This window comes from Corynebacterium sp. LaCa_282, assembly GCF_057198125.1.
This window is the reverse complement of the sequence record NZ_CP191095.1, coordinates 1482360-1494409: the sequence shown is the minus strand read 5'-3', so window position 1 is coordinate 1494409 and position 12050 is coordinate 1482360. Positions and strand designations below refer to the sequence as shown.

At 57.4% G+C, this 12050-nt stretch carries 10 protein-coding genes; 5 read left to right on the top strand and 5 right to left on the bottom strand.

What is annotated here, in order from left to right; genetic code table 11:
- Positions 1-16 precede the first annotated feature (16 nt).
- Positions 17-754 carry a hypothetical protein gene (locus ACP8KU_RS06970; RefSeq protein ID WP_050749146.1) on the bottom strand — a complete coding sequence of 246 codons (738 nt, stop codon included), beginning with the start codon at positions 752-754 and terminating at the stop codon, positions 17-19.
- 146 nt (positions 755-900) lie between these two features.
- On the opposite strand from ACP8KU_RS06970, the gene ACP8KU_RS06965 reads away from it, so the two are divergent.
- Both ACP8KU_RS06965 and ACP8KU_RS06960 read left to right on the top strand, forming a co-directional pair.
- Entirely contained in the window at positions 901-2604 is a 1704-nt protein-coding gene (locus ACP8KU_RS06965) for a carboxylesterase/lipase family protein (protein WP_484483507.1), read from the top strand.
- Between the two features lie 81 nt (positions 2605-2685).
- Positions 2686-3540: a DNA primase gene (locus ACP8KU_RS06960; RefSeq protein WP_484483506.1), complete on the top strand. Its 855-nt coding sequence runs from the start codon at positions 2686-2688 to the stop codon at positions 3538-3540.
- 4 nt (positions 3541-3544) lie between these two features.
- Here ACP8KU_RS06960 and ACP8KU_RS06955 read toward each other — a convergent pair whose 3' ends face one another.
- A complete protein-coding gene (locus tag ACP8KU_RS06955) occupies positions 3545-4057 on the bottom strand; it encodes a hypothetical protein (protein WP_484483505.1) in 513 nt (170 codons plus the stop codon).
- 112 nt (positions 4058-4169) lie between these two features.
- On the opposite strand from ACP8KU_RS06955, the gene ACP8KU_RS06950 reads away from it, so the two are divergent.
- Both ACP8KU_RS06950 and ACP8KU_RS06945 read left to right on the top strand, forming a co-directional pair.
- On the top strand, positions 4170-5405 hold the full coding sequence (locus ACP8KU_RS06950; RefSeq protein WP_484483504.1) for an MFS transporter: 1236 nt from the start codon (positions 4170-4172) through the stop codon (positions 5403-5405).
- A gap of 39 nt (positions 5406-5444) precedes the next feature.
- Entirely contained in the window at positions 5445-5672 is a 228-nt protein-coding gene (locus ACP8KU_RS06945; RefSeq protein ID WP_484483503.1) for a hypothetical protein, read from the top strand.
- Here the strand turns inward: ACP8KU_RS06945 and ACP8KU_RS06940 are convergent.
- The 3 genes from ACP8KU_RS06940 to ACP8KU_RS06930 form a co-directional block, all read right to left on the bottom strand.
- Positions 5669-6961, bottom strand: a complete 1293-nt coding sequence (locus ACP8KU_RS06940) for an Nramp family divalent metal transporter (protein WP_484483502.1) — start codon at positions 6959-6961, stop codon at positions 5669-5671. The two genes, ACP8KU_RS06945 and ACP8KU_RS06940, sit on opposite strands and share 4 nt — an antisense overlap.
- Before the next feature lie 93 nt (positions 6962-7054).
- Positions 7055-10177 (bottom strand): DUF3427 domain-containing protein, encoded by a 3123-nt coding sequence (locus ACP8KU_RS06935; RefSeq protein WP_484483501.1) that lies wholly within the window; start codon positions 10175-10177, stop codon positions 7055-7057.
- A gap of 12 nt (positions 10178-10189) precedes the next feature.
- Positions 10190-10576 (bottom strand): (deoxy)nucleoside triphosphate pyrophosphohydrolase, encoded by a 387-nt coding sequence (locus tag ACP8KU_RS06930; protein ID WP_237791955.1) that lies wholly within the window; start codon positions 10574-10576, stop codon positions 10190-10192.
- Between the two features lie 127 nt (positions 10577-10703).
- Between ACP8KU_RS06930 and ACP8KU_RS06925 the strand changes: the two genes are divergently transcribed.
- A complete protein-coding gene (locus tag ACP8KU_RS06925) occupies positions 10704-12050 on the top strand; it encodes a YjiH family protein (protein ID WP_484483500.1) in 1347 nt (448 codons plus the stop codon).

The window sequence follows — 12050 nt, the reverse complement described above, 5'->3', positions numbered from 1 at the left end:
AATTCGCTCTAAACGATCATCGAATCCCCGCCTTTGTGTGGGAAAGAGGGGAGAGCTGCTGGCGGGCGTGTTCGATGACCTGATTGGCCAGCTTGCGATTGGCCTTCGTGCCAATGACCGCCCCGATACCCATGGGCATGAGTTTGCCCACCCAGGCCCACTTCATGCGCTTGGTGATCTGCTTGGTAAATACCTTGGTCAACCGGCCATTGATGCCAGATAGCGTGGGCCCGGAAAAGCGGGAGAGGGAGGCCACGGAACGCGCCCCCGTGACCGTGCCGAGGTCACCGACAAAGGTATCGACCACCGCAGAGCCCTTCGAGCCCGTCAATACCACCAGCACTAGGGCGCGGCGGCGCTCGGGCGAGGAGATGTCATCGCCGCGCAGGTACGCGGACGCCAGGATGTACCAGGCTGCGGCTTCGAGGAAGACCACGGATTCCGCACCAATGGTGGCCGCACCCGTAAATAGCCCGATGCCGGGCACGGAAGCGGAGGCACCAGCGGCCGCGCCCGTGCCGGTAGTGATATTGATGAAGTGCTTATTGATAAAGCCCTGCAACTCTTGGTCAGTTGCATCCGGGTGGTGCTTCTTTAGATTCTTGACGTATTTGGAAATAACACCAGATTGCACGGATACGGCGCGGTCCAGGGAGCTCAGCAGCGCCCTAGTAAACCGCCCGCTGTGCTCCGGATCGATGTCATACGTGTCGCTAGCTGCTTTATCCGGGGTGGACTTTTTAAATATGGACATGCCTTTTCCCATACCAATCCTTAAGTTCGTTGGGGTAGTGGTATTAATTGAATTTTTACCTAGCATAGCCCTGACCTTGAAATAAGGTGGGCGCGCATGTGCGATTCGGATCGCCACCGGCGTGCAACCTACCTAAGGTAGGGAGTATGCCTTACCCGCAGGAAAATCAACGTGACACTGGGGACTTTTATTCCGAAGAGTCCACCGCTGCCGCGCGCTTGCGGGCCATGCGCGCACACGAGCGCGCCCGTAAGGCCCACGAACAGGCACAGAACGCCTACGCGGATGAGCTCACCGTGCGCACGACCTCCGGCTGGGTGCGCGGGGTCATCGAAGAAGACCTGCGAGTAGATCGCCCCATCAGCGCCGGTCCGGTGCGCACATGGCGCGGCATTCCCTTCGGCGCCTCTACGGCCGGCGACAACCGCTTCCGCGCCCCGCGCCCAGCACCGCGCTGGGACGGGGTGCGCGATTGCAGCCAATTCGGGCCGATCGCCCCACAGCCCACATACTCCTGGACCGACCGCATCGTCGGCTCCGAGGATTGCCTGTACCTCGACATCGTGCGCCCCCGCACAGAGGAAAAGCTGCCCGTCGTGGTGTATCTGCACGGCGGCAGCTTCATCATGGGCTCGTCCCACATGCTCATGCTGCGCGGGTTTGAGCTCGCCACCCGCATGAACGTGGTCTACGTATCCATCAACTTCCGCCTCAACGCCCTGGGATATCTCGATCTGCGCAGCCTCGGCGGCGAGTGCAGCGCCAACCCCGCCGTGGCGGATCAGATTCTGGCCCTTAACTGGGTCCGCGACAATATCGCTGCCTTTGGCGGCGACCCAGACTCGGTCACCCTCATGGGCGAATCCGCCGGCGGTGCCGCGGTGCTGGCGCTCATGACCAGCCCGACGGCCGAGGGGCTCTTCCACCGCGCCATTGCCCAATCCCCACCGATTGCGTTGGTGCACTCCCGTGCCCAATCCACCTTGTGGGCCCGCGAACTTGCACGCCGAGTGGGCCTGCCGCGCCGGGTGAGCGTGGATGACCTGCGCCAGGAGGACTGCGCGGATGTGGTGCGCTCCGGCCAATCCATGATGTGGCGCGCCGGCGAGCTACTGCACTTAAACTCCTGCTACGCGCCCACGGTGGACGGCGAGCTTCTGCCCGAGCACCCCATCACCGCCTTTGAGCAGGGCCACCAGCACAAAATCCCGCTGCTGATAGGCACGAATTCGGACGAAGCCAGCTTTGGCAAATTCCTCTTTCAGCGCCAAAGCGCCCGAGAGCGCGCCGCCCTGCGGCTCTTGGCATCCTACGATCCCCACCACGCCCCTGAGGTCGTCGCCGCCTATCGCGGTGCGGTCCGCCGGGAAGATTTTGCGCACTTGCTTGCCGATGCCCTCTTCTGGGCACCCTCCACCCGCATCGCCAGCGCCCACTCTGAAGTGGCCGATACCTGGATGTACCGCTTCGACTTTGCCTCTGCCGTCTTGAAGTGGCTGGGTTTAGGTGCCATGCACTCGATGGAGTTGGGCAATGTCTTTGGCGATCCCCAATCCTCGCGCGCCTCCCTGTTAACCGGCTGGGGCTCGCGCGCTGAGATGGAGGAATTGACTTCCACCATGCAGGATCACTGGGCCGCGTTCATCCATGGCGGCAGCCCGAAGGCGCAGTGGCCGCGCTATGAGAGCGGTGAGCGCGCGACCATGATCTTTGATGAACAGGCCTATATCGTGCACGCCCCCAACGATGGGCGCCGCAAGGCGTGGGAGGATTACCACATGGTGGAGTGGGGAAGTGGGCGCCCAGAGCTAGTGCGCTCTCTTGGTTTCCAACCACACCGGCGGGATTAGCGGTAGAATCCAGAGTGACCGCGGGCGGCGTCTTGCCCACCGCGGGGACCTCTGCTTCCGAAGGATGGATTTTTCACCACCATGAGCTTTTTCGAAGATATCGCTTCCGCATTGGACGCCGAGGGCATTGAGTCCCGCGTCAACGAAGACGTCATGTTCGTTCCAATCACCTCTGATTTGGAAATCCAGTTTGTTGAAATCGATCCTCTCTTGCCTGCCGCCAACGTGTACATCGCTGCGGCGGATGTGGATGAAGACGATGAAGAATTCGAGGCCGTCTTGGTCTCCGTTGCCTTTTCCGTCGAAGACGCCGTAGAAGCCGTCTCCCGCCACATCGCCACCGACCAGGTTGTCACCGTTTTGCGGGACCTCTTGGAAGGCACCGATGAGCGCATCGCGGAATTGGAGTTTGACCAGGATGAACTCAACCCGCACCTGGTGGTCGCGGAAGTAGGCAACGATTCAGAGCTGCGCGTATTGGTAGAAACCATCGACGGTGTGCCCTCTGCCATCGTGCGCTTCTTGGCCTTCGACTTCGATGAAGAAGACATGGAAGAGCTCGAGGATGAGGCCGTCACGGAGATGTGGCAGATGGACGAGGAAGGCGAAGACCTCGATGAAAACGAGCGCCTTGCCCTCTTTGACAACACCGATTCTGATGACATCCCCATCGTGGAAGTCCCCGCTGAGGCCCTGGAACTAGGCACCTACACCGATTTCGACCGCCTCTTTGACGTGCTCGGATTGGTCTCGGAACAGGCTCTGGACTGGGAGGCCCAGCTCGTCAACTTTGATGAGGATGACTTCGAGGAACCAGACGTCTACGACATCTTCTGCGAAGACGCCGATGATGACGATGACGAGGACCTTGAGTTCTTCGACACCTTCACCGAAGACGACGACGCTGACGCTGACGACGAGGGCGACAACAACTAAGCCCCTAAGCCGCTTGCTGGAATCCCGCGAAAAGGGATTCCGGCGAGCGTACGGGCTTAAAGGCGCTATCCACCAGCCACACGTAGGTGGCATTCGGCCCGCGAGAGATCTCGTGGACGGCGCCAGCTAACTCAGCAGGGACAAGCGTGCGTATCCACCCTTCCGCCGTGGCGGGATCGACTACCTGCCCAAAGTTATCGGTGATCCGAATAGTAATGAGGTAGGCGGGGATGCGGCTTTCACCGAACCCGCGGATCCTCGCCTTCACTCGTGCTCCCACGCGGTGGCGGGTAATGCTCATGCTGTAGTCCGCGCCACCTGGCGTGGGTGGCAGCTGGTTTATGGGCGGGCGCCACGTCGGGGTGGGACGAGCCAAGGACCGCGGGTGGTGCATGATGGCGGAAATTGAGCTGACGGTCTCATAGTGGTGATAGGCCAAGTCGGCGGCGATTTCCGTCGCCGTGGCGCTGGGTTGGCTGGGTACTGTGTGCGAAAAGTTCTTATCTACGTTGTGCATGGCACTCACTCTAAACCGCATGGCCGACACGAGTTCGAACAATACAAACACATGTTCGAAAAAGTAGCTTAAATAGCTTTCAGACCTTCAAAGGCATAAGGTTGCACGTGCTATGAAGAGTGCTAATGCCGAACCGGCGCCCTACGAAAAGCCCAAGGTGCCGCGGGAAATCTGGGTGATGGTAACGGCGGCGTTCATTATCGCCTTAGGTTATGGCCTTATCGCCCCGCTTTTGCCGCAGTTCGTGGTCAGCTTCGATGTATCGATGGCCGCCGCAGGTCTCGTGGTATCCATCTTCGCCGCCTCCCGGCTGATCTTCGCGCCCGTGTCTGGTTCGTTGGTGGACCGCGTCGGCTCGCGCCGCGTCTACCTGGTGGGCCTGATGACCGTGGCCGTGACCACGGGTTTGGTTGCCATTGCCCAAGAGTATTGGCACATTGTGGTGTTGCGCGCATTGGCGGGGCTGGGCTCGACCATGTTTACTGTCTCCGCGATGGGCCTTATCGTGCGCCTGTCTCCACCGTCGATTCGCGGTAAGTGCTCTGCCACCTACGCCACGGCATTCCTACTGGGCAATGTCGCCGGCCCTGTCCTCGGCGCCAGCCTGTCCTTCCTGGGCTTCCGCTGGCCATTTTTCATCTACGGCATCGGCGTGATGCTCGCTGCTTTCGTTGTCTGGTGGCAGATGCCGCGGGTCAACCACTCCCAAACCACCACCTCGGAACTGCCGCCCATGCGCCTGCAGGAAGCTTGGAGCGATACTGCCTTCCGCGCGGTGCTGACCTCCAACTTCGCCCACGGGTGGATCAATATGGGCGTGCGCGTGTCCGTCCTGCCGCTTTTCGCCGCCGCGATTTTCCATAATGGCGCCGCAGCCTCGGGCTTGGCTCTCGCGGCCTTCGCCGCAGGCAATGCGATTATTCTCCAGTTCTCCGGCCGGTGGTCCGATCTCCATGGCCGCAAGCCGCTTATCTTGATTGGCTTGGTCGGCTCCGCCATCTTCATGGTGCTCATGGGACTGGCCACCAGTGTGTGGTTCCTATTGCTCGTATCCGCCCTTGCGGGTGCAGCATCGGGCCTAATCAATCCTTCCCAGACCGCCGCGGTGGCAGACATCGTGGGCAACGAGCGCTCCGGCGGCAAGGTATTGTCCGCCTTCCAGATGGCAGGAGACTTCGGCCAGATCGTGGGCCCCATGCTCATCGGGCTGCTTGCCGATGTCTACGGCTTCCCCACAGCCTTCACCGTTTGCGGTGCCATTGCCTTTTTCGGCATCATCGCCTGGCTCTTCGGCCGTGAGCCGCGCGAAGAGTCCAAGGTGGAAGTAGAACGCATGCCGAAAAAATAGTTGACGGAAACCGCCCTGTGCCGGCTAAGTTATGCGCGTGTGGATGATCTAAACGCGCGCTTTCTTGATGCGGTCAATAACGCTCTGATTATTTGGGTACGTCTTCATGATGCGGACACGGTTGTGGGCCGTGCCTGGTGGAGAGAAGAAGATAGCTGGGTGCTTCGCCGGCTCGAGGATGGTACGCGCCTGCGCATCCCGCCCCACACGGTGGAAAGCGTACGGGTAATCGGCGCGTACCTTGAAGACTACGAGCAGCAGGGCTAGAAGAGTCCCACGACCTGAGAAATGCACAGGTAGACAAAGGCCACGGAAATGATGCCCATCAGAGTATTAATGAACCAACCGTTGCGCCATTCCTTCGGGGTGTGCTTGGTATTAAGCAGTACCAAGAGCGTAAGTCCAAGGAAAGGCATGAAGAATGCCCCCAAGACACCGTAGCCAATGATCAATCCGGTGGGCTTGCCCAGCAGCAGGAGAAGCATCGGTGGGAAGGTCAACCAGATGAGGTAAGCGCGGTAGTACTTACCGCCCGTGCTGGTGCTGGGGTGGCCTTGTGGGAGGTTCTTCAGGTGACCAACGTAGTCCGCAAACATGAGGGACACACCGTTCCACACGCCCAAGCAGGAAGAGAATGCGGCTGAGAAGAATCCCACGATGAACCACTTAGAAATAAAGGTTCCGTAGCGGGCCTCCAGCACGTCCGCCATGTCTACCAAACCCTGGTCGTTATCGGAGACAGCGACATTTGCGCTATACAAAAGCTCGGCACCAAGGACCAGCGTAGCCAGGACGAAGATACCGGTGACGGCATAAGCCACCGAGTTATCCATGCGCATGACCTTCATCCACTTGGGCGTGAACCATTTCTTCTCACGCAGCCAGTAACCGTAGGCAGCAAGGGTAATGGTGCCACCGACACCGCCGGCGATGGAGAGCACGTAAACGAAAGACCCATCCGGGATGGTGGGGACGAGTCCGCGCAGAATCTCTGGCAAATTAGGCGCGGTAATTGCGGCGATGCCCACCACGGTGACGAACATGATGCCAACTAATACGGCGGCAAGCTTTTCAAAGAGCTGGTATTGACCCAACCACGTAAGCGCAAAGCACAATACGCCGGTCAGGATGGCCCACATGGTCAAGCTAGTACCGGGAAAGAGCGCACTCAATGCCAAGCCGGTGCCGGACATGGCGGCTGCGCCATATACCAATCCCCAGATGACGATGTAGGGCGCGAAGTACCACGAGGTCCAGCGTCCTAGCTCCCGCCAGCCGTGGAACATGGTGTTTCCAGTGGCCAAGCTATAGCGGCCGACGCCTTCCACCAGCACGATTTTCATAATCGTACCGACGATGACGGCCCACAACAGTGCGTAACCGTAGCGCTGGCCGGCAATCATGGTTGCCACTAGGTCAGCGGCACCGACGCCGGTGGCTGCGGCGACCAAACCCGGACCTACGAGGGTCCATTTCACCTTTGCTTGTGGCTCAAAGTTCTGTGTCTGTTGGCCTTCGGCGGATGTTGCGCCGGTGTAATTTTCTGATTGGCTCATGACACTTCCTTAAGTGGCTGTGGTGCGAATCACTTAAGAGAAATGTATCACTCTTGACGGGTAAAGTGCAGCCCAATTATTCAACCACGCGTGCTAAGCGACGGTCCGACCAGCAGCGTACAGCGCCTTTGGCATGGTTCTTTGCAGCTTCCATTGGAATTGAATGGGCTTTTCACCGTGGTGGGAAACATAATCCACAGCACCCAAAAATGTATAGGCGCTCGCGGTGCCCACGGAGTTCTTCTTAGTAAAGCGAGAGGCGATAAGGATCTTCCCGCCGAGCTCATCATGCTGAATATATCGGCGTGCGGCCTTCGATTTTAAGGTTGTAGTAGATTGCGATTCCCAGCGGAGAAGTTCTGGTGAAATCGGGTAATCACGGTAATTGGTGGTGGCGCTCACTTGATCGTCTTTTTGGAAGGTCACCAAGAACAAGTCCATGTTCATATCGGGGAAATATTTCACTCCCTCGCGCGGAAGGCTGACCAGCTTTTCTAGTTCGCCTGTTTGCAAAGCACCGACTAACTCTGCCAGGGAGTAATCGGCGTGGGTTTCCAAAACGGTGTCCTCGCTTGGCTGCGGGATAATGCGCGAAGCATCGTTTTGTAGACGCATGACCTGTTCGAGCTCCCAAATAACTCGCGGGTGCTCTCGCAATATCCCCAGCGCTTGGTCAAAAGAAGACGGGCTGGGTGCATTGGAATTAGCCCAAAAGCCCAAGACCAGCATTCGTGCGAAGGCTTGATCAGTGGGCGTCATATCGCCGAATTGCGAAGTGGCGGATTTTAGGATTCGAAGATAAGCCTCAATGCGTGTCGCATCATTGACGTGGAGGAAAACTTTAATCCGGTTGAGTAAGAAGCTTTCCATCTCATCGTCACGTGGCTCGAGGAGGCCGTCCTCGCGCAGTAGGCGGGTCCAGGAGTATTTGTTGGGGCGGTAAATATCCTCCAACTCGAGGTTTGCCTCCTCGAGGAAATCTTTGAGATCGGTAGTTCGCAATTCCGCTACCAGCGCACGCACTTTCCGCAAATTGCTCCGTGCCGTCTTCTTTACGTTGTTGAGGACCTGTTCCGTCGTCGACTCATCGAATTGGATATGCGTTCCCGGCGGCGTGGTGGGAAAGCCCTGCTCTATCTCGGTAAGCAGGCGTTTTCCGCGTTTTCTCGTTAACGCATTGAATTTGCGCTCAAAATCGTATTCAACATGCTGTTGGCCAATGAAATCGAATACGGTACAAGAATCCTTTCCGGGAGCAAGGCGAAGACCGCGGCCAAGTTGCTGTAGGAAGATAACCGGGCTTTGGGTTGGCCGGAGCAAGAGCAGTGTATTGACCGCTGGGATGTCGACGCCCTCATTGAAAATATCAACGGAAAAGAGGGCCTTGATGGCGCCGCTTTCGAGTTGTTGAATGGCTTCTGCGCGTTCAGAAGAAGTTAATTTGCTCGTCACGGCCTGGGCGGGAATTCCAAAGTGCTGAAATTGCTGCGCCATGTGCTCTGCGTGGGCGATGGAAACACAAAAGCCGATCGCCTTCATCTCAGAAAGATCGAAAATCCGTTTATCCAGTTCATTCAGAATGAATCGCGTCCGCTTTTCACCAGACTTGATATAGAACTCTGATAGCTCGGTGGTGTTGTAATCTTTCTTTCCTCTATTCCACGTGAGTGAGGAAAGATCCGTGCCGTCTGCGATTCCGTAATAGTGCATGGGGACCAACAGCTGCAGGCGCAAGGCATCCCAGAGGCGTAGCTCATGGGCAATGCGGTAGTCGAAATACTGCTGCACATTTTTGCCATCGCCGCGCTCAGGCGTTGCGGTCAGCCCAAGTAATTCGTCTGGTTCAAAATGACTAAGAAGCGCGTTATACGTTGGAGCTTCTGCATGGTGGAATTCGTCGATGACCACGACATCGAATTGATCTGGCGCGAGCTTTTCTAAGCGAGTGGAATTGAGCGACTGAACGCTCGCAAATACAAAGTCCCAGCGCCGGGGCTCGGTGCCATCGACAAGCAGCTCGCCAAAGTCGGCATCCTTAAGCACCTCGCGGTACGTACGCCGCGCTTGGTGAAGAATTTCCTTGCGGTGTGCCACGAAGAGTAAGCGTGGGCGACGCTTCCACTGCCGGCAAAGATTGAGGTAATCCAGGGCAGCTACGACGGTCTTGCCGGTGCCTGTCGCCGCAACGAGTAGGTTTTTGTGGCGATCCTTTACCTCACGTTCGGACCGCAGCGCCTCGAGCATCTCTTCTTGATAAGGATAGGGAGTAACTTCCAGGCCAGAAAGTTCTAATTGGCGCAATGCTTGTGGGGACTCCGTGCCTTTTGCAATGCGCAGGGATTCCTGCAGGCGATCCATATCCCTGGCGGGGTCAAAAGTCTTGAAGTGGCTATCGTGCCAGTAGCTGTCAAAGGTCTTTATGAATTTTTCGATGACCTCAGGCGTCGCCGTAGCAGAGCCGCGCACGTTCCATTCCCAGCCATCGATAAGAGCAGACCTCGAAAGGTTCGAGCTTCCAATAAAAGCGGTGTCGAAGCCAGAATTCCGTCGGAATAGCCATGCTTTGGCATGCAGGCGTGTGGATTTATGCTCATAGCAAATCTTCACATCGGCGCGATATTTTTCTACCAGGCGTTTAAGGGCCGCCGCATCGGAAGCCCCACAGTAAGTAGAGGTCAATAGGCGGAATGGAATCTGGTTGTCGCGCAGGAACTGCAATTGCTGGTCAAGGACACTGATTCCGGAGCTCTTGATAAAGGCGCACAACAAATCGACGGAATCGGCTGTCTTTATCTCCCGCTCAACCTCGCTGGTTAGGCTGGCCTCGCCCTGGGCATTAGTAAAAAGCGCGCTCTTAGTCAGCGATACATCCGGAAGCAGCGGAGGTTCGGCTAAAGAAGTGTTGTAGACGGCGTAGAGGAGTTGCTCGGTATCAATATCTTCGTCCTCGCCAAGTAACCCAGCGATTGTATTGATAAGGGCTACTCGGTCTGCTGAAGATTTAAGCCCCATGAGGCGTTGCTCTAGTAAATCGCCGATGTGTTGAGACATGGCCGAGGTATAGCGCCCGCGAGCGCTATCATCTGTGCCGTTTCCTACCCCGAATCCCGCCGATGGGTGTCGACTTTGCGTTTCCTCCATTCGCTCACGAATGCGCGAGGTCACCGGGGTTTCATAAACGCCGAAGGGGAGCGAGGAATCCAAGGAATGACTCATAGCTACAAGATTCTAAGGGCAAAGCTTTTCCACGGCTGGAATATCCGCTGGCGCCCAGGTCAGCTCCATAGCTTCTGCGGGGGTAACCCATTTGGTTGCGTCGTGATCGCTCAGGCGAAGCTCGCCGCTGATGAGCGTGCAATAAAAGGTGGTTAGTTCGATGGTGGCGAAGTCGTATTCGTAGGTGGTCGTCGCGAGCTTGCTACCTACGCGGGCAGTAAGGTTGAGTTCCTCGCGAATTTCGCGGGCTAAAGCCTGTTCGGGTGATTCTCCCGGTTCGATTTTTCCGCCTGGAAATTCCCAATGTCCTTCTAGGGGTTTTCCGGGCTTCTTGCGGCAGGCGAGGAATCGGTTGCCATCGTGAAAGACGGCACCGACGACGCGGATGGGGTTAGACATAGTTCCATTGTGCCTTGAGCCAGGAAACGCTAGACAACAAGATGTAATTTAGCTAACATATTCCCAATGTTCGCGTCAGGCTGTCGCGCGGGCTTGATCATCATGCAAGCTTGAGGGGCGGTCTATCGTGACATCTACTAATTCAGTTAATTCCTCCATCCAGAGCCATGACGGGGAAGTCCCGCGGCCTGAGGGACGGTGGAAACTCTTTGTTTATAGCGCCATTGGCGCGTTCGTGTTCTTCTTTCCTGTGACATATAAGGAAAAGAACTCCATTCCTTTGGACCACATGGTCACCATCGTGCGCGATAGCATTCCGGCGGTGGTGCCGTGGCTTATTTTTGCGCTCGCCGTGTATGGAACGGTGCGTTGCTTTAGTACGGGGGCGTTTAAGGAAAGCGCGCTGCAGGCGGTCTTTGCGGTCCTCAATATCGCCGGTGCCATCATTTCCTTCCTCATGGTTATTGACGCGCTGCCGTGGGTATTAGGTGATGAAGATTTGGTTCCCTTCTTGTGGAACTCCATTGCCACGCCGGTGGGGCTTATCGTGCCCATCGGCGGTACCTTCCTGGCATTTCTTATTGGATTTGGGCTCCTGGAATTTGTTGGGGTGCTGATGCAGCCCATCATGCGCCCGCTGTGGAAGACGCCGGGTCGATCCGCCATCGATGCGGTGGCATCCTTCGTAGGTTCGTATTCGCTGGGCATTTTGGTCACGGACCGCGTCTATCAAAAGGGCGGTTATACCGGCAGGGAAGCTGCCGTTATTGCCACGGGGTTTTCCACGGTATCGGCGGCGTTTATGGTCATCGTGGCCAAGCAGCTGGATTTGATGAATATCTGGGGCACCTACTTTGCCGTCACGCTGCTGGTGACGTTCGTGGTTACGGCCATTACCGTGCGCATCCCGCCGCTGCGGACGATCCCGGATGAATATTGCGCGGGTGTAGAGCCAGACCCGGAAAAGCCGGTAGAAGGATCGCGGTTTAAGAATGCGTGGCGCGAGGCGATGCTGGCTTTGCAGCGCGCGCCGTCGCTGCCACAGGCCATTTGGGATAACCTGCGCGACGGCGTGCGCATGGCCGCGGCCATCGTCCCGTCCATTATGTCGGTGGGCCTTATTGGCTTGCTGCTTGCGCGGTTTACCCCGATCTTTGAATGGATTGGGTACCTGTTTTACCCCTTTGCTTGGATTGTGCAGCTGCCGGAGCCGGAACTCGGCGGCAAGGCCGCGGCGATGGGCATTGCGGAGATGTTCCTGCCGGCTACCGCGGTGGCAGGCAGTGACTCCATGGTGCTGAAATTCGTCATCGGGGTCGTGGCGGTCTCTGCCATTATCTTCTTCTCCGCCTTGGTGCCGTGCATTTTGGCCACCAAGATTCCGGTGAAGCTATCCCACCTGGTCATCATCTGGTTTGAGCGCGTCGCCCTCACCATCGTGATTGCGACCCCGATTGCGCACCTCTTGTTCTGA